The following is a 23,480-nucleotide window of genomic DNA, read 5'->3' as shown; positions in this document are numbered from 1 at the left end:
GGATGCCGACACACGAGCCTTACGAGACCAACCGTCCCGATCCTGATGCATTGCTTGCCCTGGCGGAGAAAGACCGCCGGGGCAAGCTGACGATTTTTTTAGGTGCCGCCCCCGGTGTCGGCAAAACCTATGCGATGCTGAACCGCGCGCAGCGACTACGTGTTGACGGAGCGGAGATCGTCGTCGGGCTTGCCGAAACCCATGGCCGCACCGAAACATCCGCCCTGCTGGACGGGCTTGAGATATTACCCCGGCTTTCGGTTTCCTACCACGGCAAGGATTTGCAGGAATTTGATCTTGATGGTGCGCTGGCCCGAAAGCCCGCCATCATCATCGTGGATGAGCTTGCCCACTCCAACCCGGAAGGCTTCCGGCATCCCAAACGCTATCAGGACATAGACGAACTCATCGAAGCGGGCATCGATGTGTGGACCGCGCTCAACATCCAGCATCTGGAAAGTCTGTCCGATCTTGTGGCCCAGATCACCGGCGTCAATGTGCGCGAGAGAATTCCCGACACCGTCCTGAAAAAGGCCGATGATGTGCTGCTCGTTGATTTGCCGCCCGCGGAGCTGATCACGCGCCTGCAAGACGGTAAGGTCTATCTGCCAGCCAGCGCAAGGCGTGCTGCCGACCGCTTTTTCCGTCTGGGAAATCTGACGGCGCTGAGGGAACTGGCGCTTAGGCGCACCGCCGACCGGGTAGACGATCAGATGATCGACTATCTCAGGCAAAACGCTATCGAAGGCCCATGGGCGACCGCCGAGCGTCTGCTGGTTTGCATCGGTGCAGATGCGCTTTCCGAAAAGGTCGTACGGGTGGCGAGCCGCCTTGCTTCGGGCTTGAATGCCCCTTGGCTGGTCGTCAATATTTCCCATTCTGACCGGGAGACGATGGACGATGACGATTTACGGCGCATCGATGACACGTTCCGTCTCGCGGAGAAGCTGGGGGCTGAAACGCGCCGGGTGACCGGTAGTGATTTCGTGACCGAGATCATGAAGCTTGCCAAACGCGAACATGCAACGCAGATCGTGATCGGTTCGCATTGCCGACGGTGGTTGCGAAATCCGTTGCGCACAAGTCTCGCCGACGCTCTCTCGCAGGAAACGAGCGGCATTGGTCTGCACCTTGTGACTGCGGATGATAAGACGTCGCGTATAACCGGTCGAAAATTTGTCTTTCCGCCGTTGCCGACCCTCGCGAAGCCTTTCGGCATCGCCTTTTCATGCGTGCTGCCAGCGGTGCTGCTTGGCGCGCTGATTGACCGCATTGTCTACCTTCCTAATATCTCGCTCCTGTTCCTGATCGCGGTGCTGGGTGCTGCCACCTATGCCGGTTTTGCCGCAGCCCTTATGGCCGCAATGCTCTCGGCGCTTGCCTACAATTTCTTCTTCATTCCGCCTCTCTACACCTTTACCATCGCGTCTCCGCATGAGGTGTTTGCGCTCTTTATCTTCGTTGTGGCTGCTGTGCTGGCGGGCAGTCTTGGCTCGCGCATTCGCGATCAGGCAAAAACGGCGCGGGCGCGGGCAGCGGCAATGCAAGCGCTCTATGATTTCGCGCGAAAGCTTTCCGGCACGGCCGATGTCGACGAGGTGCTATGGGCTTCCGTAAGCCAGCTGCATGCAGGCATCAATCGCAACATCGTGCTTCTGCGACCGAACGGCGATACGCTGGAAACGGCAGCCGCCTGGCCCCCCGATACGGAACTTGGCATCTCGGAGATAGCCGCCGCACGATGGGCCAATTCCAGAAAGGAAGCAGCGGGCGCTGGCACGGGCACATTGCCAAATTGCCGGTTTCAGTTCCGTCCGCTCACCAGTCCGCATGGTGTTGTCGGTGTCTGCGGTTATGAGATTAGCATCGAACCGCTTGATTCCAACGCAGAGCGCATGTTCTCTGCCATCATAGACCAGACCGCAACCGCCATAGACCGTGCGCGACTGTCATCGGAAAGCGCAAAACAGGCGGTGCGGCTGGAAAGCGAACGGTATCGCGAAGCCCTTTTATCTTCCATATCGCACGATTTGCGCACACCACTTGCCACCATTACCGGTGCCGTGACCAGTCTTCGGGAACTTGGCGAACGGATGACCCCGGAAAGCCGCGACGATCTCCTGCAATCGATTGAGGAGGAGGGCGCGCGGCTGAGCCGTTTCGTTGCCAATCTGCTGGATATGACCAGAATTTCAACCGGGACACTTCAGGCCAAACGCGAATGGGTTGATGTGAGTGATGTCGTGCGCTCGGCAACGGAGCGTGCGCGCAAATACTTCCCCGCACAGAGTTTCGAAACCGGCATCGCGACGGATTTGCCGCTGTTGCGCGGCGACAGCGTGCTTCTGGAGCAGGTTCTGTTCAACCTTCTGGATAATTCGGCGAAATATGGTGGCGGGGAACCCGTCAATATCTATGCGCGCAGGGATGGCAAAGAGCTGGTTTTGTCGGTGACTGATCAGGGCAAAGGCATTCCAGCCGTTGATCTCGACCGCATCTTCGAAAAGTTCTACCGCCGCTCCAAAACGGATGGACGCTCACCCGGAACGGGCCTCGGCCTCTCTATCGCGCGTGGCTTTGTCGAGGCGCTTGGCGGACGCATCCACGCTGAAAGCCCGGCTGTGAGAAAGAGAGGCACTCGTATTGTCATGCGTTTCCCGATAGAGGAAAAAGAACAGACTTTGGGATCATCATGACACTTGCCCGTATTCTCGTCGTAGATGACGAACCGCAAATCCGGCGATTTCTGCGGCCAGCGCTGGTTGCTGCAGGTTATGATGTCATTGAGGCCGAGAATGGTACCGATGCGCTAAAAGCCGTTGCAACCGCTGCGCCAGATGCCGTGATCCTTGATCTCGGCTTGCCGGATATGGACGGCAAGGACGTGATAACAAGCCTTCGCGGCTGGTCTGACATTCCCATCATTATACTTTCCGCGCGCGACCGCGAGGTGGAGAAGATCGCTGCCCTTGACCTGGGCGCTGATGACTACATCGAAAAGCCGTTTGGAATTGGCGAACTGACTGCCCGTATCAGGACCGCCATGCGCCACCGGGCAAATGCCGGAAAAGCGCCAACCGTCGTCCATGCGGATGGGTTGCTGATCGATGTGGTGCAGCGGATGGTCTCGAGAAACAGCCAATCCATTCGCCTTACACCCAAGGAATACGATCTGCTGACCCTGCTTTCGCAGCACGCCGGACGCGTCGTCACGCACCGAACACTTCTGACATCGGTATGGGGACCTGCCCATGAAGAAGACCTGCATTATCTGCGTGTCTTCATTGGCCAGCTTCGTCAGAAGATCGAGCGTGACCCAACGCAGCCAAAGATCGTTCAGACGGAACCCGGTGTCGGATACCGCCTGATCAGCGATTAGAGCGCGAATGCATCCACGCGCTTGCCCTCTGCGCGGAAGAGCTTTTCCAACGCGGCGAGGTCAGGCGCAGGCGGGGCTTTTGCCAGAGCCGCTTTGGCTTGGTCGTCCGAAGGCAACGCCATGGCAGCCGTAATCAGAAGAGTTTCACCCGGTGGTAGACTGCCACGCAGTTGCGGCACCAAAGTGCGGGCATGGATGAGGTTGGTGTTGGCAATCGCCAGATGAGCCACGCCATCGCGCAGCGATCCAGGCGATAGATCGACAATTACGCTGATATCCTGCTGACCAAAGCAGACGGCCTTGCCACGGGGAATCTCGCTCGTATCGCGATTTAAGTCGGCGCGTTCTATGGCAAAACCACCTTCAGATGTTTTCAGTGCGTAAGGAGTTCTGATCCGGTGAACTCTCAGATGCCACGGGTTTTGTGGAATGAGCCATGTCTCGACTACCACATCCCGCCACGGTCGCCAGCGGGAATAGAGGTGGTCGCCTGCGATGAGTGCCTCTTCCATCGTCTCGCGTGTGCGGAAATGAATGCCATCGTCCGATAGACCCAGCATGCCATCGAAGCTCGCCGTTGCAAAATGGCGGTCGTCTGCCTCGATGTTGAAAGCATAGCGTGTGGAGTAGACGAATTTTGAATATTTCTCCTGCGCCCCGCGCATCTTGTCATGCTGCTGGCCGGAAGAGAGAACGACCACATTGCCTAATGTGTGGAATGCGACCATGCCGGGCTTTGGCAAGGGAACCGGTTCGGCAAATGTTTCAGGCTCGGCTTCTGGCGCTGTCCAGAACGGATGGTCGGCGGGAAGTGCAAGAGGCAGGAAGAACTTGAGCGCCCAGTAAGGCGAGCAGGGGGAGTTGTAGCTCTCACTCATCAACAAGTTGGGATAGCCATAACCGATGGATAGCACGCCATCGCGCTCACAGATCGGCAGCTTTGACCACCATCTGATGTGGCGCATATAATAGCCTTTGGTCTCAGACCACGGCAGAGCCTCCAGATTGGCAAAGGCGAGCCCGCCCCAGAAACCGCCTGCGGCGAAACGATAGGTCTGGCTGCGCCCGAATGCGAGCGATGCGCCGTCTGGGCCAAACCAGTGGCGGATGTCGCTGGCGAAGGTTCTGGAACGCTGAAGCAATCGCGTCTTTCGCTCATCATCGCCATGGGCAAGAACGGTATAGATCAAGCCGTAAAAGTGCATGGCGAAGGGGACGTAGTGGTCAACCCGACGCACCGGCCCATCGCGGTACCAGCCATCGCCGATGTCGAACGTTTCCAGTTCATCGAGATAGGCGTGGGTTTTGGACGTGTCGAAATTGACCCCGACCCGTGTGAGACCGAGATCGATCAGCACGCGGAAGAATTTCCAGTTATTATCAACGAATTCGCGTTCACGCGCAGCCAGAAGATAGGCGGAAACAACCTGCTTGTCGGTCTCGCTCAATGGCTCCCAGATGTGCTGCGGCACCATGGCCAGCGCAAAACCAATCGCCGCCAGTTCCACCAGTCGCTGGTTTCTGTCTGAGACATCGCCCCAATATTCGTCGTGGTGAGGGTTGGTGCCGGCAGCCAATCCGCGCCGGTAGAGGTCCCAATACTGAAAGTCGTATCCGCCTGCGGCCAGGGGAACGATACCCCAGAGCGGCCGTGCAAAACCCTCAAGCTCGGCAGCAGGAAAATCGAATATTGCCCCCGTTGCACTCAGCCGCACTCTCGCGCCACCCTCAGAGAAATACGGCAGAAGCGGATTGAAAAGATCCATCACCGCTTTTGCAAGATCGTCCCGCGTCTGTAGCGGATTGTGAAAAAGCGGGTTGGCCTTGGCGCTATCGTGATGCACGGCAAATCTTCCAATTGGGATCATGAAAATGGCGGTCGCGAGAGGCCCCCCGCGACCGCCTGATGGTTACTTGATGGCTTTTACGCCATCGTCCATGTCCTTGATGCCATCTTCGATGGAGATATTGTCGGTCATCAGCGCATCATGGACGCGGTTTAGAACAACCTCGATCTTTGCGGCATTTGGATTCACGGCCATTTCCAGATAGGCCTTGCCCGCCTTCAGCGCATCCTTGCTATTCTGGTCTTGTGGGAAGCCAGGGAGGGCTGCGATGGTCTGTGCGACAGTGTCAGATCGCAGCGCCGGGAATGTGCCCGTCGAGGCCACGATGGCTGCCCCTTCCGGGCCGGTAACGAACTTGATGAAATCAAGCGCGGCCTCTTTATGCGCGGAGTTGGAATTGACCGAGAGGCCTGATATCTGCGCGGCCGTCGTGCCTGCTTCAACACCTTCAGGATGCGGGAACTTCACGATACCCCAATTGGCGCTCTTGGATTCGCCCGATTTGACCTTGGCGATCTGCGTTCCCATGAACCATGTTCCCATGGGAAGCATGCCGATGGTGCCGTTGAAGAACAGCGCGGAGTAGTGCGTGTTGGAAGTCTTCAGCGATGCATAAGAGGGAATTGAGCCGCTCTTTTGCAGCGCAAGCGCGCGTTCGTACCAGGGCTTCAGAAACGCGTAATTTCCATCCACCAGCGTCTGCTTGCCATCCTGAATGCCGGGCAGTTGAACGGTTGAGCGCCAGGTGTGAAGCAGCGCGCCATAAACGCGGTTTGCCCCCATGCCGCCCTTGAGCTTGGTGGCGATCTCATCAAACTGTGCCCAGGTCATATCATTGGTTGGATAAGGCACACCTGCCTTGTCGAAGATGTCCTTGTTATAATAGACGATCCAGAAATCCGAACGGAAGGGCAGGGCGTAGATCTTGCCGTCGACCGTCAGCTCCTCGATAAGACCACCATATCCGGCGGGGTCAATCTTCTGGTCTTTCATATAGCTGCTGAGATCGGTGATGTTTCCGGCACGCACAAGGTTGGCATAGCCCGGAACATCCTTGATGGTGACGATGTCGATGTCTTTGGAGCCGCCGGTCAGCTGCGTTGAGATCATCTGGGTGTAGTCCTGCGAACCGAGATCGACAGGCTCAAAGGTAACATTGGGGTGCTTGGCTTTGTAGGCATCCATCAGCGGTTTGAAATAAGCGCCCTTATCAAGATCCCAGAGTGCCCATTTAAGGGTAACGGGTGCATCGCTCTGAGCAAAGGCTGCGCCGCCCATGCTCATGGCGAGGCTGATGCCTGCTGTGGCCAAAGCGAATGCACGTCGTGTGGTGTTGAATCCCATAGTCGGTTTCCTCCCGGACTGTGTTCGATTTTTAGTGGTCTTGTGAGTAACGTGTCCCTGCAACGCGAGAGCTCTGCGCCTGCGCTGCGGCAAAGCAGACCGCAAACATGCCAAGCGAAAAATTGATTGTGGCGGGCATGAAGACCGACACCGGATAAAGCAGGATATGCGCGAGCCAGAGCGCGGCCACGAATGCCAGAGCTGCAAACATCGGCAAAGGTTTTACCAATGCGAGAAGAGCGGCCCGCCGAAAAAGGCTTGCAAGCGAAAGCTCGTGCGTGACAGTGAGCACGATGGCATAGGCTGAGGCCAAGGTGACAAAAAGGGTCATGATGATACTGATCGCCAATGGCATGCTGTAGATCAGCGCATCCTGAACCAATCTTGCATAGGTCATGACGGCGCATATGCCAGCAGCCATCACCAACGCGCAGACAGCAACAAGAAGAGTGCCGCGAAACGCGTAGCGCCTGAAAGCCTCGGCAAAATCGCGCAGCAAATAGGTGTTTTCATCCGCAACGATGGAGCGTGAAACCCGTGCCATGGCCAGCGTTGCCGCCGGGATCGTTACCACAAGCAGGCTGGCTATAAGGAAGAGCAGATTGAGCTTCACCAGTTCCCACCATTCCCGTTTGAGAATGTCGAAGAACAGGGCAAGGCCAGTGGCGCGCGGGGCATCCTTGTCGATCCCGGCTCCCTCCCTCGTCCACAGTCCTTCAAGCCATTGCATCATGCGCCTCCCAGCGGTTTAGTAGAGGATGGAACGTTCCGTTTCCGGGTCGAACAGCTGCGCGCCGGTCAGGTCTGCCACGAGTGTGATGTCATCGCCAATTTTGCCCCGGAAACGCGGAGATACACGCGCGATAAGTGCCTTCCCGCTGGCCACGAGATTGAGATGAACCTCCGACCCCATTGGTTCGGCGAGTTCCAGTGATGCATTGAACGGCACGGTATTGGCCGCATTGATATCGGCTGGCGCAAACTCGTGAAAATTCTCCGGGCGGATGCCAAGGATCACATCCTTGCCTTCATAAGGCCGCAGCCGTTCAGCATCGATATTAGCGGGCAGAGGCATAGGCTTTCTGTCGAAGATTGCCGTGAAACGCTCTCCGTCGCGCTTTAACGTTACCGGCAGCATGTTCATCTGCGGAGCGCCGATGAAACCGGCAACGAACATGTTGATGGGGCGGTCGTAAAGCTGCTGTGGCGTGTCGACCTGCTGGATGTGCCCGTCTTTCATCACCACGATGCGATCTGCCATCGTCATGGCTTCGATCTGGTCATGCGTTACATAGATGAACGTCGCATCCAGCCGTTTGTGCAGCTTGCTGATTTCAGCGCGCATCGTGCCACGCAGCTTTGCATCCAGGTTGGACAGCGGCTCGTCCAGAAGAAAGACTTCCGGGTTGCGCACCATCGCACGGCCCAGCGCCACGCGCTGGCGCTGCCCGCCGGACAGCGCTTTTGGTTTGCGGTTCAAGAGATGGGTAATATCGAGAATATTGGCCGCTTCCTTGACTTTTTCGTCAATGAAATCGCGTGGAGCTTTGCGCAGTTGCAGACCAAACGCCATGTTTTTGTAGACCGTCATATGCGGATAAAGCGCATAATTCTGGAACACCATGGCAATGTCACGGTCCTTGGACGGCACGTCGTTCATCACATCATCGCCAATGCGAAGCTCACCGCCGGAGATTTCCTCCAGCCCGGCAATCATGCGCAAGGTTGTTGACTTGCCGCAGCCGGAGGGGCCGACCAGAATGATGAATTCCTTATCGGCAATTTCCAGATCAATATCGTGAACGACCTTGAGCGCGCCAAAGGTCTTGTTCAGTTTTTTTAGAGAAATGCTTGCCATTGTTCCCTCACGCGCTCACCAGTAGGAGGCCCACTTGCGCGAAAGACGCGTCAGTGCTTCCAGATAATAATAATCACCCCAGGACACGCATTCATCGACACCTTCACCACGGCAGGTGTTGTGCGGTGTCTTCTTCGAATAGGTGCCGTGCAGAAGCTGTCCGTTGGATATCGCAGGGTCCTTGACTGAATAGATATCGACGAGGCTTTTGATCATCCGCCGGGCCAGATCGCGATATTGCTCAGCCTTTTCAGGCTCTTCCAGATCGGCCATGTCCAGCAGGCCGCAGGCAACGATGGCCGCTGCCGAGCTGTCACGCGGCTCATTGTCCCCGTCTGAAAAGACCAGATCCCAATAGGGCACAAGATCGTCTGGCAGACGCTTCAGGTAAAAGGCGAGCAGCCGCTCAAAGGCATCGCGATAGGCTGGCAGGCGCTCATAGCGATAGGAAAACGCCATGCCGGCGATACCCCAGGCTTGGCCCCGCGCCCAGTAGCTTTCGTCGCTGTAACCCTGCTTCGTTACACCACGCACTGGCGCACCGGTCTCCGGGTCCATGTAAAAGGTGTGGTAGGTGGAATCGTCTGGACGGACGGAATGCGCTAGCGTCGTGCGGGCATGCGCCAAGGCAACGGTGCGATAGTCTTCCCGACCCGTCCGCTCCGCTGCCCAGTAGAGCAACGGCAGGTTGAGCAGGCAATCAATGATGTAGCGATATTCATTGGGGTTACCCTTGGCGCCCCACGCCTGAATGAACTGGCCAACAGGCTGAAACCGCTCCATCAACTGGTCGGCTGCCATCAGCGCTGCTCGTGCGCCATCCTCATCGCCCACAAGTTTCCACGCGGCGATGCAGGAGGGCGAGTAGAGAAAACCCATATCGTGGTGGTCTGTCTCGATGCGATGTTCGATACGGTGGAGAAAACTCTGTACCTGTATCTGCGCTGCGTATTGGAAGACCTTGTCGCCCGTATGCTCGAAGGCAAGCCAGATTTGGCCGGGCCAGAAACCAGCAGTCCACTGGTTGTTTTCAACGGCTGGATAGACGTTGCCAACGCTCGAATGATTCTGCGCCTTGTAGGTAAACCCCGGCAGATTGCGTCGCACCTGCTCCACAGCGGTCGCCATCGCGGCACTGATTTCGGCGTCGCTGATCGGGTTTGGTTGGGTGTGTTGAACTTGCAGCATGATTTCAACCCTTGATCCCGGATGAAGCGACGCCTTCGACGAAGAAACGTTGCAGCGCCAGGAAAACGATGAGCACCGGGATCAACGCCACAACCGATGCGGCCATGATCAGACCGTATTCGGCGGAATATTGTGAAATGAACATGCGAAGCCCGATCTGGATGGTCTTCAGCTCGGTTTTCGTCAGATAGATCATCGGTCCCAGAAAGTCGTTCCAGGTGGTGACGAAGGTGAAGATCGTCAGCGTCGATAGCGCAGGCTTGGAAAGCGGCAGCATGATCTTCGCCCAAATCTGGTACTCGTTCATACCATCGATGCGCGCCGCTTCGCAGAGTTCGTTGGGTATCGACATGTAGAACTGCCGCATCAGGAACACGCCGAAGGCCGTGAAGGCTTGCAGCAAAATCAGTGCAAGGTGGGTGTTGTTGAGACCGAACTCACGCATCAGCAAAAACTGCGGCACCATATAGACCTGCCACGGCATGGCGATGGTGGCGATATAACCCAGAAACAGCGTGTTTTTGTAGGGAAAGTTCAGCTTCGCAAAGGCATAGGCCGCAAAACTTGACGTCAGCAGCTGCATGATCGTGACGATGATCGTCAGTTTTGACGTGTTGTAGATGAACAGCGCCAGCGGGATTTTTGTCCAGATCTCGGTGTAGTTCTCCCAGCGCGGCTGTGACGGTATCCACTCGATGGGAAAGGCGAAAACATCACGGCTGAGCTTGAGCGATGCAGACAGCATCCACACGAACGGCAGCAACATCACGACGGTGATGGCGATGATGGTGGCGTAGACGGCAATCGTTCCAAGCGTGACTTTTTTGCCCATAATGCGCATCGCTTCAGTCCTCCCGCTGTCTTTTGAACTGGATGACGGTGACGGCAAGCACGAGGAAGAACAGCACCAGAGCAATCATGCTGGAATAGCCGAGATCCCAGGAGATGAAGGCCTCGTTATAGATGTGGTAGACGAGAACGAGCGTCGACGTGCCAGGTCCGCCCTGGGTGATCATGTAGACCTGATCGAACACCTTGAAAGATTGGATCGTGAGCATCACGGTGACGAAAAACGTGGTCGGTGCCAGCTGTGGCAAGGTGACGTGGATGAATTTCTGCCAGGCATTGGCACCATCCAGCCCCGCCGCTTCATAAAGCTCAGAATTGATGCCCTGCAACCCGGCCAGATAGATCACCATGTAGTAACCCATGCTCTTCCAGATGCCGAAGAGGATCACCGTGACCATGGCCCAGTGCCTGTCTGCCGCCCAGCCGGGCATATCGGCAGGGTCCATGCCAAGCGTGTAAAGCAGCATGTTGACCGGACCCATTTCCGGATTGAAAATCATGTTCCATACAACTGCCACCGCGACCAGTGAAGCGACATAGGGAAAGAACATCGCCGTGCGGAAGCAATCACGCCCGAGAATTTTCTGGTTGAGGAGGACGGCAAGCCCCAGCGCGCAGGCCAGCGTCGCCGGCACAGAAACCACGGTGTAAACAATCGTGTTCCAGAAGGCGGAAATGAAGGCCTTGTCTTCAAACAAGCGCCAAAAATTATCGAGCCCCGCAAAGCTCATCGCATTCGAGCCATCCCAATGCATGAACGCCAGTGCGAAAGCAAAGAGGATGGGGCCGAGTGTGAAGATGGCAAAGCCAAGAAAATTCGGGGCGATGAAGGAATAGGCGATCAACGCATTTTCTAAGCTGCGTCGTTTTCTTGAAACGATACGCACTTTCTTTTTGCGGTATGGGGCCGCCTGCGTGTCAGACGCGGTCGTAATGGCCACGGCACTTCTCCCATTGTCGGCCAACCGTCATCATGATCGGCGTAGACCGGCTGCAACATCTCCTGCGATCAGCTTTTCAGCCTGACGCCTCCTGCCGTTTTGATAACATAAAATATGCATTGGTCAAACAACTTCACATAACATCAGACAAATTCTCTGGAGATCTGAAAAGACGTATGATAGGAGCAAGCATCTGACATCGGATGCGCGGGAGGTTCAGGGCGTGTTTGCAGAAATGATACCGCTCTTGCCAGAACGGCTCGAAGACTTTGCCGCGGATGTCACCGTTGACCGCATTCGCGCTTGTGCGTCTGATGAAAGCCGTGCGCAGCTTGTCGATCTGGCTGTGAAGGCAATGGATGAGCCATGGTCTGTCATCCTCGCAAGCGATTATCTGGAATATACATCCAGCGGAAATCGCTCGCGCTTCGAGGCGCTTTATTTCGCCCGTCGGCTCAAGCTCAATGCGTTGGTTCTGGGCGAATGTATCGAAGGCGAAGGCCGTTTTTTGGCCGCTATAACGGATGGCCTATGGCTCATATGCGAAGAGAGTGGCTGGCAGTTGCCAGCGCACAATGCCCATGTGAGGGGTGGCTCGCGAACGCCACTTCCTGATCCGCAAAACCCTGTCATTGATCTTTTCGCGGCGGAAACTGCGGCCAACCTGGCACTCGTATCGCACCTTCTTCACAAAAGGCTCGATCCAACGCTGGTTGCGCGGATATCCGCCGAAATCGACAGTCGCATAACCGATCCCTACCTCACGCGGCACTTCTGGTGGATGGGAAATGGTGCTGAACGAATGAACAACTGGACGGCGTGGATCACGCAGAATGTGCTGCTTGCCACATATCTGCGCCCCACCGGGCAGGCTACGCGCCGCGCCGTTCCGGAGCAATCACTGAAAAGCCTCGATGCGTTTCAAAAGGACTATGCCGCTGATGGTGCCTGCGAGGAGGGTGCTTTGTATTATGGGCATGCAACGCTGTGCATGTTCGGTGCTATCGCTGTTCTCAACGAGGCGGCATCCGGCGTCATGTTGCCCCTTCTCAGGCACGACAAGCTTCGAAATATGGCGGAATTCATCAGTCACATGTACGTCGCTGACAACAGGTTCTTCAACTTTGCAGATGCTCCGGCACGGTTTGAAACCTGTGGCCTGCGTGAATACTGGGTCGGCAAAGCCATCGAATCCCCCCAGCTTCAAGCCTTTGCCGCAGAGCGGTGGCGGACATCATCCAAGCGGCTGATGCAGGATGAGTGGAACCTCTGGTATCGGGTGCAGGCAGTCCTGCTGGGTCAGGAGCTGACAGAGTCTTCGCTGACGCCGCCTGATAAGGATGACATTTTTTATCCCGGCATTGAACTCGCGATTGCTCGTGATGACGCTTACGATCTTGCGGTCAAGGGCGGCAATAATGGTGAGAGCCATAACCACAATGATGTCGGTAGCATCACACTTTACAAGAATGGGCGACCGCTTCTCATCGATGTTGGAGTGGAGACCTACACGGCCAAGACTTTCTCGCCGCAGCGCTATGACATCTGGACGATGCAGTCAGCCTTTCACAACGTTCCCACCTTCGGCGGCGTCATGCAGGCCGATGGCGCGGCTTTTTCGGCTAGAAATTTCCATGTCGATTTCGGCGGTGATTGCGCCGAAATATCGCTCGATCTTGCTGCGGCCTATCCGCTTGAGGCTGGTGTGCAAAGCTACACCAGAACGGTTCGGCTTGTCCGCGGCCAGCACGTGGAGATCATCGATGAACATAAGCGCGGCAGCGATGCCGTTTTGTCGCTCATGACAGCAGAGATGCCAATTGTTGATGGAGATGCTCTGGTCATTGGTGGCATCGCATCTGTTGATGTTGAGGGGGGAGGTATCCCGACCGTTGAAGCGATCAAGATCGATGATCAGCGTTTGCGCCAGTCCTGGCCAGAAACCATCTACCGCACACTCATTCCAATCAAAGGCAATCGCCTTCGCCTTGTCATCCGCTAAGGGAGAATGCTAATGAAGCTAACATTGAAAGTCGTGGACGCTATGGGAACGGTCTTGGCGCAAGCGAGCGCGGACGGTGAGGCCATTCTGGTTTATCGCGGCGAATATGCACAAGGTGACATGATCAATATTGAGGCAACAGAGCCGTGCCATCTGGATGTCAGCCTTGATGCGGGAATGCCGTCAGCGCGTGTTTTCATGGCTGGAACCGATTTTTCGCTACCTGTTCCCTTCGGGGCGACCCGCAAGACCTATCCACCCCAGGCCTTTCTAGGAAATTTGCACCGAATTTCGGTCTGTCATCTTGATCAGCAAGAGGCAAAGACACGCCGTAATCTGGCCCTCAACCCGTTTGACCACCACGAAAACAAGGCGCTCTTTCCCCATGCCAGCGCCAATGTGGAAACGCGCGGAGAGGCTGTTTTTGCAGCCCGCAATGCCATTGATGGCGAAAAAGCCAATACGGACCATGGCTTCTGGCCCTATACGAGCTGGGGCATCAATCAGGACCAGACGGCGGCGCTGACGCTCGAATTCGCACGGCCTGTCCAAATCGATCAGGTCACCTTGTATCTTCGAGCCGATTTCCCCCATGATGCGTGGTGGAATGAGGCCAGCCTGACATTTTCTGATGGCCATACACTGACCGTTCCACTGCTCAAATCCGGCTCTGCGCAGGTCTTTGCGATGTCGCCAAGGATCGTAGAATGGGTGCGGGTGCATGACCTGAAAAAAGCAGATGATCCTTCACCGTTTCCGGCGCTCACGCAGCTGGAAATATGGGGTTCCGATGTCGCTTGAAGTGGTGAGCTTTTAGTTGGCTGAAATTCCGCGCAGATCGCGCATCATCTCGCGATAGCGGAGCTGGCTTCCACGCAAGTGCTCTTGCATGGCAAGCTTCGCGGCCTGTTCGTCGCGGTCTGAAATTGCAACGATGATAGCCTCGTGCTCCCTGTGGATCAGGCGGCGATAGGCGGTTTGGTCGACTTCCTCCAGTTTCGGAACAAACCTGGATTGCGGAATGGCCGCTGGGCCATGCAGTTGGAGAAACTGCGTGAACAGGGGATTGTTCGTTGCTGCCGCAATTGCGAAATGCAGTGCCAGATCGGCTTCGCGGATGGATTGGTTCTTTTCGATGCAATCCAGCACCCTGGCATGGCAATCGAAGATTGCTTCTTCCTGAGAGGGGGAGCGGCGAAGAGCGGCAAGGCCGGCGGCTTCAATTTCAAGCGGGGTCCTGATTTCCAGTACCTCCAGATCCGAAGAAAGCCTCGCCTTATCGACGTTGACGGGCGGTCGGACGTCCTTTTCCGTTTTCAAAACGAATATGCCCGCCCCTTGCCGAACTTCGACTAGACCGTCGTGGCGCAGCGCAGCGATGGCCTCACGGACAACAGTGCGGCTCACGCCATGCTCTTCTGTCAGTTCCACCTCACTGGGCAGCCGGTCTCCCGGGCTGTATCGACCGGATGCGATAACGTCCCGCAGAATGCCGCTGAGTTGGCTAACCAGCGAAGCCCCGTTTTTCGGGCGCTCTTTTCGATTGAGGTGCATTTCGGTGACTCATGGATAAGAACGACATCGATATCATCACATACATATGATGATTTAACCAATTTGCCAATCAATTCATTATTTGTCTGATGTTTTGGCAGTCTCTTATATAGGGTGGGAAGCAATCACCTTCGATATCTCGCTTGCAAGCTGATCCTGCGTGTAGGGTTTACCCAGTCTGCTGATTTCCAGATCCGTGCCTTCCGGCAGGTCGGCATAACCAGTTGCGATAAGGATTGGAAGATTGGGGATCAACTCTCGCGCCCTGCGGGATAGCTCTGCACCATTCATGCCCGGCATCGAAAAATCCGTCACCAGCAGATCGAAGGGGCGGTCGCTGGCCAGCAATTCAAGCGCCTGTTTCCCGGAATTTGCCTCAACGACTTCATGTCCAAGATCTTCCAGCATGTCGACCGAGCTCATGGCAATCAGCGGATCGTCGTCCACCATCAGAATCCTCAATGATCTGTCGACAGGGGAGTTGTTTGCTTGCGCGGGCGCGGCTGGTTCCGCGGGGCAGCCCGCATCATCGGCATAGACCGGCACCCATAGCTCAGCTGTGGTGCCTTTTCCCTTCGTGCTTTGCAGAATGAGTGCGCCTTTTAGTTGCAACGCCAGTCCGTGGATCATGGAAAGGCCAAGGCCGGTGCCCTTACCAAGCTCCTTGGTCGAGAAGAAAGGATCAATCGCCTTTTTCAAGGTTTCTGCGTCCATGCCAACGCCTGTATCTGCAACGGAGAGAACGATATAGTCTCCTGCAGAAAGCTCTGGCGTCGAGTGCTCAATGTTGTCTTCGCGCAGGCTGATCGTCACGGTGCCGCTATCAGGAGTGGCGTCTCGCGCATTCACGACGAGATTGAGGAGAGCGAGCTCGATCTGGTTCGCATCGCCCAAAGCAAAACGCAGATCCGCATCAATCGCGCGCTCAAGCGAAATACGCGAGCCGGCGGACCGACGGAGCAATTCATCCATGTCCTCAACAAGCTTGGGCATATCGACCGGTTTGACCTGCAGGTCCTGCCTGCGGGCAAACGCCAGAAGCCGCTGCGTCAGCGACGCGCCACGCTTTGCACCCTTCAGCGCACCATCGATAAGCCGGGTGGCTTTCTCATCGCCGGAGACGTGCTTTGCCAGCAGTTCGAGATTTCCCATTACCGCCATGAGCAGATTGTTGAAATCATGTGCCACACCGCCGGTGAGTTGGCCGATGGCCTCCATCTTCAGCGCTTGCCGCAATTGCTCTTCGGCTTTTTGCCTATGATCCACCTCGGCCATGACAGTTTCATGGGCCTTCAGCAATTCCGCCGTTCTTTCGGCTACGCGTAGCTCCAGAGTTTCGTTCACGCGGCGCTGTCGCTCAACGATTTCCTTGCGCTCGGTTATGTCAGCCGCGACACCGACCAGCTTGCTCGGTACGCCCCGCCTATCACGATAAAGCTGTGCTTTCGTTTCCACCCAACGCACAGAGCTATCGGGCCGGCTAATCCGGTACTCGATGGCATATTCGCTACCATTTTCGACGGTATCGTGAACCGCAGCTTCCACGCGCAAGCGGTCGTCTGGATGGGCCTTGGCTAGAAGGTCCTGATACGTGCAAGCCGCATCCGCCTCAAATCCGAAGATGGTCTTGCACGCCGCAGAGCTGATAAAGCACATCGACGACAGTTCAAGCTGCCACGAGCCGAGCCTGCCCGCACTCAACGCAGTTTGAAGCCACAATTCGCTATCTGCCAAAGCTTCGATCTTGGCTCTGGCATCGAACTGGCGAAGACGGTTTCGGTATGCGGTTCTGGAGACGCTGATGAAGGTGGTGACATGGAACGGTCGTTCCAGAAAGCTGACATTGCCGAGAATCTCCGAGAGCCGCAAAGCTATCGGGTTGCGATCTGGCCCTCCACCACGATGGGTCAGAACGATGAAGGGCAGGTCGGACCACGCGGCTTGCGCGCCGATCCATTCAGAAAGGCCCCGCAAGTCTGCGGAGCGCAAAGTGTCCTCTGTTACGACGACGAATGCCACATCCTCGCCCAGCGCTGATACCATGCTGGGCAAAGAGGAGACCGATCGTGAGTCTATGCCCGCTTCCGCGAGGATAGATTTTGCTATGTCAGCATCTCTGCCATTTGGCGTATAGATGAGCGCGAAGTGTCCGGGATCAATAATTTTCCGAGCTTTCTTAATCTGGAGAGTCGATAGACTTTTCGGGCATCAAAAACGGGACACCCCTCAGCACGCCCTGGAAGGACGAAATCGGTTCTCCGAGCGTCAAACCGCTCTCGTTGATCTTGTATTCGCGGATCGTGTCTTCATGCATGCCGGTTCGTTTTTTGATCACTGACACGGCCCTTCTGACGCGGCCGACAGCCTCGAAATAACGAAGCAGGATGACTGTATCTGCCAGATAGGTTACGTCGACAGGTGATTTCATGTCGCCGACAAGGCCGTGCTGAGCAACCGTCAGAAAAGTGTTTGCCCCCTGCCTGTTCAAGAACTGTAGCAGCTCATGCATGTGCAGTATAAGGGCATTTTCCTCGGGCATTGATGCCTGATACCCGTTGATACTGTCGATCAGAACGGTTTTCGCATCATATTTTGCGACCTGTTCTCTCACGCGTTGGGCAAACTCACCGGGAGACAGTTCGGCTGCATCAAGTTGCTCGATGTAGAGGCTGCCTTCGTCGCGCATGGCCTCCAGATCGATGCCAATATGTCTCATTCGATTGAAGAGCAGGCCTAGTTCTTCATCGAAAATAAACATCGCTGCCTTCTCCCCACGCGCCAGGGCGGCGGCAACGAACTGGATGCCGAAAATGCTTTTCCCTGTGCCCGCAGGCCCAATGAGGAGAGTGCTCGATCCGCGATCAATGCCGCCACCGAGGAGCCCATCGAGACTATCAATGCCACTGCTGAGCGTATCTCGCATAAACGTCGTCTTGTGTTCGACAGCCCGAAGACGCGGGAAAACCGCGACGCCACCCGTGCGAATGACGAAGTCATGGTAGCCGCCACGGTAGGATTGTCCACGATACTTCAAAACCCTCACTCGCCGACGTTCCGAACCATAGTTCGGGGAGAGTTCTTCAAGGTGAATAACGCCATGCACGACGCTATGAACCGTTTTGTCGAGAGTATCAGCGGTCAGGTCATCCAGTAGTAAAACCGTCGCGCCCGACTTCGAGAAAAAGTGCTTCAGTGCCAATATCTGGCGCCGATAGCGTAGGGAACTCTGGGCAAGCAATCGAATTTCCGAAAGGCTATCGATGACCACTCGATCAGGTTTTATCCTCTCGAAGGCGTCAAATATCAGCTTCGTCGTTTCACCGAGTTCTAGGTCGGAGGAATACAGCAGGCTCTGCTGCTGGTCCGCATCGAGCAGGCTTTCCGGCGGCACCAGTTCGAAAATTTCGATGTTCTCGTGCAGAACCATATTGTGAGACGCCGCACTGTCGCGCAACTCCTGTTCAGACTCCGAAAGACTTATATAGAGGCAGCGCTCACCCCTCACTGCTCCCTCAATCAGAAACTGCAGCGATATTGTCGTCTTGCCGGTGCCGGGAGAGCCCTCAAGCAAAAACACGTGACGCCGTGTCAGACCTCCAGATAAAATGTCATCCAGTCCTTCAACGCCCGTCGTCGCTTTGCTATCGATTTCTCGCATGATTATTCCTGTGTTGGCCACGTTATTGTTGACGTCATCATCAGTGATATTGAGGAAAATGATTTATATGATTTCCGACAGAAATGATTTCGGAGCAGTTTCAGTTCCAATTCGGGCGATAAGCAGTCTTTGATGAGCAGTACGCCGCGTCCGGCAGGCGTTTGCGGATGATACGTAATTTCGTGGAACGCCCGGCAGCTTGGCACGAGGTCCGCCAGTTAACCCTTTGTTATCCATACAGTTAAAGTTTTAGGCAAATTCTAACGGAATTGCGGAACGTGCCTTACCTTTGTGCCATTCTTAGCCAAAACCGCAATCAGACGCACAGTCCAGGATGTGTTTTAGAATTTAGTGGCCAGCTTGGGTCACAGTGTAAGAACAAAGTGTGGAGTAAACCTATGTCGAAGACCCTGAAATCTGTTGCAGCTGCAGCCCTTGTAACCTTTGCGGCAGTACCGGCGTTGGCCGCAGATCTATCATCCTACGAGGCGCCGGCGCCTGCTTATTCCGAGGAACCCAAGACCTCCTGGACTGGTGCCTATGTCGGCGGCCACCTCGGCGCGGCTATGCCAAGCGCCAACCCTTTCAAGGGCGGCAAGGGCTTGGCGCTCGGCGCGCAGGCGGGTTACGACTATGATCTCGGATCTGCCGTCGTTGGTGGTGAAGTTGAAGCGACGCATCTGGGCGACACCCGTGCCAAAGTGCCAAATGGTAACCTCAAGGAACGCTGGCGCGCAGCCGCGAAAGTTCGCGCCGGTGTTAAGCTCGACGACACGCTGGTCTACGGCACAGCCGGTCTGACCGTCACCAGCCTGCGTGATGGCGGCGGTGTGACAGGCCCTGACGGCATGAAGGAAGGCTACCTGCTTGGCGCAGGTGCGGAGCACCGCTTTACGCCACAGGTATCTGCCAAGGTTGAATACAACTATGTAGCAACAGACGATGTTCGCACCTTCTCCAACGGCGTCACCTCGCACACGGATTTGACCGACCACGTTGTTAAAGGCGGCGTGAACTACCGCTTCTAATTTTGAGACAGGCGGCGGACCAGTTCCGCCGCCTTCTAGCTGCCTAGCCGAGCAATATGCTTAGACATCGCAACGGAGCCATCAGGCCGCATCCGTCGGCAATGAGGGGTGAATTTTAAGGGTATGCGCTCCGCAGTCGAGCTGTGCATCGCCAAGTACTATAAAATTCAATGCCTTACGTTACGTAAGTGGTTGCTGAAAGGCAACAGCACGCTTGTTACCGTTCTCATCTTTTCAATTTTCAGCTTCACTGTTATTGTCCGTAATCGCTTTGATGCTATTCCTGCGTGTATGTGATTCTGCTGCGGGGATGTCGGATGAAGAAGGTTGCGTCGGTACTTCTTTTGGCTTTATTGGCCGGTTGTGCAAAGCCCTCGGATGGTCCGACTGCCGGAAATATCCGGTCAGCAACTCTTCCCAAAACCAACGAAAAAATTCGTGTTATCGAGTTGGCGGATGCGCCTGCAGCGCCATTGTTGCAGTCTTCGCTGGAAACCGCGAACGGCCCCGGCCTGACTGCCTTGCGCAATACTGGCTATAATTCTCAGCGGCTCCGTCGCGGCGATGTTATTGACATCACTGTATTTGATACAGGCGAGGATGGACTTTTCTCGTCGACGCAGAGCAAGACCCTTAACCTCGGACGCTTTACGGTTGATCAGAGCGGCAGCGTCAATCTGCCCTTTATCGGCAAAAAGCGCGTGATCGACTCGACACCGGAGGGCTTGCAGTCGCAGGTCGTGACCGGTCTCAAGGGCTCTGCAGTCAATCCCCAGGCTGTTGTCACAGTTGTCGATAAGCCGACCAGCGCGGTTATGCTGAGCGGAGCAGTCAAGACGCCAGGCAAGATTGCCCTGACTGCCCGACAGGAGCGGGTGCTGGATGTTATCAACCAGTCTGGAGGGCCAACAGTAGCGCCGGCTGCAGCGCAGGTGACTGTTGTTCGTGGAAGCCAGCGCGCCAGCGCCTCTCTGGATCGCATCATGCGGGAAGATCGCCAGAATATTCGTGTGTCACCAGACGACCAGATCATGATCGATGGCGATGCCTCAAGCTTCACTGCGCTGGGCGCATTTAAAAGCGCAGGCGAGTTCCAGTTCGAAACTGGAAAGATGACGCTTGCCCAGGCCGTTGGCCGTTCCGGTGGTTTGCTGGATGACCGTGCTGACGCCCGCAATGTCTATGTTTTCCGCAATGAGATTGTGAATGTGCCGACCCGGGCACCTGCGGGCTCGAAAGATCCGATCGCTTTCACATCAACGATGAAGCCGGTGATTTATCACGTCAATATGCGTGATGCGTCCAGCATCGCCTTGATGCAGCTCTTCCAGATGCAGAAGGGCGATGTTCTCTATGCGAGCAACGCGCCGCTGGTGGATTCTGCCAAGCTGCTGACGGTCTTCCAGAAGAGCGTGCCAACCGCAGCAGCGCCGCCGCCCGGCGGTTCAAACTGATTTCTGCCGAGGCGAGGCGGCGTTGATATGACGTCACGCGCCGCTGAGAAGAAGAGCCGCATCTGTAGCAGAACGAGGGCGCTCTGATGCGTCTGGTGAGGTGCATAGTTGCACAAATCTCATGAGCTTTTCATCCGCCTCGCCATCGACGGCACTCAGCATCCGCTCTGCGAGCCTTCCGACCGAATAGATATCGTGCTTCGGGTGTGCCGCTTCGCCCGCCATTTGCTCTGGCGCTGAAAACGCGGGTGAACCCGCTTGCTTGATACCGTGCATATGGTGGAACTCGCCTGTTTTCAACGTTATCCCGAAATCACCAAGCCGAGCCTTGTCGAGTTCTCCGGCTGGAACGAGAAGATTTGTGGGCGTGATATCGCCATGGACGAAATCCGCAGCGTGAAGAGCAGCCACAGCGCCAAGAAGCCGTTGCAAGGTGCTGTTGATCTCATGCGGCGTCAGTTTTCTGATGCTCAGTAGAGATGCCAACGTATAAGGTGTCCATGGCTGCAACAGGCCCGGCCGCCCGTCCGTCAGCCGCAGCAGCGCCGAGCTTTCCTGAAGGCATGGATGCCGAATGGAAAGCCCGATCTCAGCTTCTCTTCGCAGGTTCTGAACGAGAAAGGCATCATCACGCGCTTTTTCCGGCACCGTCTTGATGGCGAATGAGGTGCCGAGGTCGCGATGCGTGACGCGCAGGATTTGTGTGGTTTCCGTTTCGTGGACCACGGCCTCAAGTGTGAAACTGTTCTCGATAAAGTCAGGATTTTGACGAGCCAGCGCCTTCGCCTTGCGGTCAAGCGCATCACGAATACGATCTATCATGTCGTCCGGTGTTTCGGACCGTCGGATGGCGGCCCACAAATCGGCAAAACGTCTTGCAACCTCGTCATTGTTGCTCAAGCCGGTTTCCGATCACAATCGCGCTGATATTCTCTCTGATATTCTCGATAAGCGCTTCCTGTATCAGAGCATTGGCGCAATCCTCGATCCGCGTTTCTTGCAAGATCTCGGCCACCACGCGCTCCTTCAATGCCTGTATCAGCGGAAAACTGCAAAGCAGCAGGCGGTCGCGCAAGCCCCATTCTTCGCTTAGTGTATCTGGACGGAACTGTTGGGAAAGCCCAAGGCATTGCGACAGCTGCTTCCTTATGCCGACGCTGACGTGATCGCGCGAGAGCATATGCATGGTGCCATCCCGCATCAGATAGGCGCGCGCATCACCTGACCATAAAACTCTCAGAGTGTTTTCAACCAGAGATGCCAGAATCACGCTTGCCATCGGGCGTGGTGCTTCCGTGCCGACCCGGCGTGATAGCAACAGGCTGTTGACGGTGCCGAGTTTGCCTTTGATATCCTGCGCGACAAATTCAGCATGGTCGGTGCTGGTTATGTCTGTTAGCGCATTCATTGTCAGCCTTGCAGCCTCGACTGCTGCATTGCTGTCTCCCACACCGTCGGCAATGGCAAAGAGAGGAGGGCTCTTTGAGACGAACAGTGCATCCGCATTGGCGCTGAGGCGCGTTCCTGGATGGGTGGCATAACTGTAAACAAGTGAAGCCGCGGGTGCAGCTTGTTGCGGTGGGGTTGGCGCGGCGGCGGGTTTTGGCGGGACCGCGGATTTGGTTTCGGTCGTCGCTTTTTGAGGCGGTGTTGAGGCAGGGGCTGCATCCGTGGCCGCCTCGTCCGTGGCAATCTGCTCACGAAAAAGCTTCACGAAATCCGTTGCCTTCGGCTTTCCTTCGAATTTCATACCGCGGGCGCGGCGCGTGTCGGCGTCGATGTACCACCACAGGCTTATCGGTTCCCCGGAGCGGGCTGAAAACCTGATATCTTCATCTTCGCCCTTCGGTTTAGGCATTCGCAACCGTTTGATCGCGGTGGTGAAACGTTGCATGTCGAAGTCTTGCGTCATGGATGTTTCGGCCACCGCTTCTGCGGCCATGAACCACGTATCATCAAGATAGATCGTTCTTGGGTGATAGTTGAAGTCTGCCATCTGCGCCAAGACGACCAGTGGATATTTACGACCAACCCTGTCCCGGCTGGGCAAAAGAATACCCACATAGGCATTGGGGCCCCAAATTCCGCGCTCGGTAATGAAGCGCAATGGCGGGGATGCGGAAAATACGGAATTCCAGCGCGACGCGAATGCATCAGCACAGGCGTGCATTCCGGCCTGTACCCAGCCATCGAGGGCGCCGATAAGATCGCGGTCCAGACCCTCGGAGAGGAAATCTCCGTGGCTCTGGATTTTCCCGAAAAAGCCAATCCGGTCGCTTTCGACCGCTGCTTTTGCGGGAGTGCTGACTTGCTTTGCCATCAGACTGACAAGTCAGCTCTGCGGCGTCGGTCTAGTTTCATTGTCATCATCCCCTCCG

At 56.0% G+C, this 23,480-nt stretch carries 18 protein-coding genes; 6 read left to right on the top strand and 12 right to left on the bottom strand.

Annotated features, from left to right (window positions below; translation table 11 throughout):
- Positions 1–2 precede the first annotated feature (2 nt).
- Positions 3–2,696 (top strand): sensor histidine kinase, encoded by a 2,694-nt coding sequence (locus IFT53_RS14690; RefSeq protein WP_192065708.1) that lies wholly within the window; start codon positions 3–5, stop codon positions 2,694–2,696.
- Complete coding sequence (locus tag IFT53_RS14685) at positions 2,693–3,379, top strand: response regulator (RefSeq protein ID WP_192065706.1); 687 nt, start codon at positions 2,693–2,695, stop codon at positions 3,377–3,379. Before IFT53_RS14690 ends, IFT53_RS14685 begins: the two co-directional genes overlap by 4 nt.
- Here the strand turns inward: IFT53_RS14685 and IFT53_RS14680 are convergent.
- The 7 genes from IFT53_RS14680 to IFT53_RS14650 form a co-directional block, all read right to left on the bottom strand.
- Positions 3,376–5,223, bottom strand: a complete 1,848-nt coding sequence (locus IFT53_RS14680) for a DUF2264 domain-containing protein (RefSeq protein ID WP_192065705.1) — start codon at positions 5,221–5,223, stop codon at positions 3,376–3,378. The genes IFT53_RS14685 and IFT53_RS14680 overlap by 4 nt on opposite strands.
- A 66-nt stretch (positions 5,224–5,289) precedes the next feature.
- Positions 5,290–6,570 (bottom strand): ABC transporter substrate-binding protein, encoded by a 1,281-nt coding sequence (locus IFT53_RS14675; RefSeq protein ID WP_192065703.1) that lies wholly within the window; start codon positions 6,568–6,570, stop codon positions 5,290–5,292.
- A 31-nt stretch (positions 6,571–6,601) separates the two neighbouring features.
- Positions 6,602–7,300: a DUF624 domain-containing protein gene (locus IFT53_RS14670; RefSeq protein ID WP_192065701.1), complete on the bottom strand. Its 699-nt coding sequence runs from the start codon at positions 7,298–7,300 to the stop codon at positions 6,602–6,604.
- An 18-nt stretch (positions 7,301–7,318) separates the two neighbouring features.
- Entirely contained in the window at positions 7,319–8,428 is a 1,110-nt protein-coding gene (locus IFT53_RS14665) for an ABC transporter ATP-binding protein (protein WP_192065699.1), read from the bottom strand.
- Between the two features lie 15 nt (positions 8,429–8,443).
- On the bottom strand, positions 8,444–9,616 hold the full coding sequence (locus IFT53_RS14660; protein WP_192065697.1) for a glycoside hydrolase family 88 protein: 1,173 nt from the start codon (positions 9,614–9,616) through the stop codon (positions 8,444–8,446).
- Positions 9,617–9,620: 4 nt separating this feature from the next.
- A complete protein-coding gene (locus IFT53_RS14655; protein WP_192065695.1) occupies positions 9,621–10,457 on the bottom strand; it encodes a carbohydrate ABC transporter permease in 837 nt (278 codons plus the stop codon).
- Between the two features lie 4 nt (positions 10,458–10,461).
- On the bottom strand, positions 10,462–11,352 hold the full coding sequence (locus IFT53_RS14650) for a carbohydrate ABC transporter permease (RefSeq protein WP_446737679.1): 891 nt from the start codon (positions 11,350–11,352) through the stop codon (positions 10,462–10,464).
- A gap of 277 nt (positions 11,353–11,629) precedes the next feature.
- Here IFT53_RS14650 and IFT53_RS14645 point away from each other — a divergent pair, with 277 nt between their 5' ends.
- Together IFT53_RS14645 and IFT53_RS14640 are read left to right on the top strand one after the other, a co-directional pair.
- On the top strand, positions 11,630–13,408 hold the full coding sequence (locus IFT53_RS14645) for a heparinase II/III domain-containing protein (protein WP_192065691.1): 1,779 nt from the start codon (positions 11,630–11,632) through the stop codon (positions 13,406–13,408).
- Positions 13,409–13,420: 12 nt separating this feature from the next.
- Positions 13,421–14,209 carry a DUF7402 domain-containing protein gene (locus IFT53_RS14640; RefSeq protein ID WP_192065689.1) on the top strand — a complete coding sequence of 263 codons (789 nt, stop codon included), beginning with the start codon at positions 13,421–13,423 and terminating at the stop codon, positions 14,207–14,209.
- A gap of 12 nt (positions 14,210–14,221) precedes the next feature.
- Here the strand turns inward: IFT53_RS14640 and IFT53_RS14635 are convergent, their stop codons facing one another.
- The 3 genes from IFT53_RS14635 to IFT53_RS14625 form a co-directional block, all read right to left on the bottom strand.
- The gene (locus tag IFT53_RS14635; protein ID WP_192065688.1) at positions 14,222–14,962 is read right to left on the bottom strand and encodes a FadR/GntR family transcriptional regulator; all 741 of its coding nucleotides are present in this window, start codon (positions 14,960–14,962) and stop codon (positions 14,222–14,224) included.
- A gap of 105 nt (positions 14,963–15,067) precedes the next feature.
- Entirely contained in the window at positions 15,068–16,981 is a 1,914-nt protein-coding gene (locus tag IFT53_RS14630) for an ATP-binding protein (RefSeq protein ID WP_342365813.1), read from the bottom strand.
- 157 nt (positions 16,982–17,138) lie between these two features.
- Complete coding sequence (locus tag IFT53_RS14625) at positions 17,139–18,620, bottom strand: ATPase domain-containing protein (protein ID WP_192065686.1); 1,482 nt, start codon at positions 18,618–18,620, stop codon at positions 17,139–17,141.
- Positions 18,621–19,018: 398 nt separating this feature from the next.
- Here IFT53_RS14625 and IFT53_RS14620 point away from each other — a divergent pair, with 398 nt between their 5' ends.
- Positions 19,019–19,648, top strand: coding sequence for an outer membrane protein (locus IFT53_RS14620; RefSeq protein ID WP_192065684.1), 630 nt, complete (start codon positions 19,019–19,021; stop codon positions 19,646–19,648).
- Between the two features lie 317 nt (positions 19,649–19,965).
- The gene (locus IFT53_RS14615) at positions 19,966–21,102 is read left to right on the top strand and encodes a polysaccharide biosynthesis/export family protein (RefSeq protein ID WP_192065682.1); all 1,137 of its coding nucleotides are present in this window, start codon (positions 19,966–19,968) and stop codon (positions 21,100–21,102) included.
- 33 nt (positions 21,103–21,135) lie between these two features.
- Here IFT53_RS14615 and IFT53_RS14610 read toward each other — a convergent pair whose 3' ends face one another.
- Positions 21,136–22,002, bottom strand: coding sequence for a protein kinase domain-containing protein (locus tag IFT53_RS14610; RefSeq protein ID WP_192065680.1), 867 nt, complete (start codon positions 22,000–22,002; stop codon positions 21,136–21,138).
- Positions 21,989–23,422: a type VI secretion system-associated protein TagF gene (gene tagF, locus IFT53_RS14605; protein ID WP_192065678.1), complete on the bottom strand. Its 1,434-nt coding sequence runs from the start codon at positions 23,420–23,422 to the stop codon at positions 21,989–21,991. Before tagF ends, IFT53_RS14610 begins: the two co-directional genes overlap by 14 nt.
- Positions 23,423–23,480 lie beyond the last annotated feature (58 nt).

Source organism: Rhizobium sp. CFBP 13644, from assembly GCF_014842165.1.
Classification (GTDB): domain Bacteria; phylum Pseudomonadota; class Alphaproteobacteria; order Rhizobiales; family Rhizobiaceae; genus Agrobacterium; species Agrobacterium tumefaciens_C.
The sequence above is the reverse complement of the archived record's forward strand: the minus strand, read 5'-3'. Positions and strand labels throughout refer to the sequence as shown.

Coding starts and splice junctions, on each gene's coding strand:
- IFT53_RS14690 (WP_192065708.1), top strand. CDS start 3: ATGCCGACACACGAGCCTTACGAGACCAACCGTCCCGATCCTGATGCA.
- IFT53_RS14685 (WP_192065706.1), top strand. CDS start 2,693: ATGACACTTGCCCGTATTCTCGTCGTAGATGACGAACCGCAAATCCGG.
- IFT53_RS14675 (WP_192065703.1), bottom strand. CDS start 6,570: ATGGGATTCAACACCACACGACGTGCATTCGCTTTGGCCACAGCAGGC.
- IFT53_RS14670 (WP_192065701.1), bottom strand. CDS start 7,300: ATGCAATGGCTTGAAGGACTGTGGACGAGGGAGGGAGCCGGGATCGAC.
- IFT53_RS14665 (WP_192065699.1), bottom strand. CDS start 8,428: ATGGCAAGCATTTCTCTAAAAAAACTGAACAAGACCTTTGGCGCGCTC.
- IFT53_RS14660 (WP_192065697.1), bottom strand. CDS start 9,616: ATGCTGCAAGTTCAACACACCCAACCAAACCCGATCAGCGACGCCGAA.
- IFT53_RS14655 (WP_192065695.1), bottom strand. CDS start 10,457: ATGCGCATTATGGGCAAAAAAGTCACGCTTGGAACGATTGCCGTCTAC.
- IFT53_RS14640 (WP_192065689.1), top strand. CDS start 13,421: ATGAAGCTAACATTGAAAGTCGTGGACGCTATGGGAACGGTCTTGGCG.
- IFT53_RS14635 (WP_192065688.1), bottom strand. CDS start 14,962: ATGCACCTCAATCGAAAAGAGCGCCCGAAAAACGGGGCTTCGCTGGTT.
- IFT53_RS14625 (WP_192065686.1), bottom strand. CDS start 18,620: ATGCGAGAAATCGATAGCAAAGCGACGACGGGCGTTGAAGGACTGGAT.
- IFT53_RS14620 (WP_192065684.1), top strand. CDS start 19,019: ATGTCGAAGACCCTGAAATCTGTTGCAGCTGCAGCCCTTGTAACCTTT.
- IFT53_RS14615 (WP_192065682.1), top strand. CDS start 19,966: ATGAAGAAGGTTGCGTCGGTACTTCTTTTGGCTTTATTGGCCGGTTGT.
- tagF (WP_192065678.1), bottom strand. CDS start 23,422: ATGGCAAAGCAAGTCAGCACTCCCGCAAAAGCAGCGGTCGAAAGCGAC.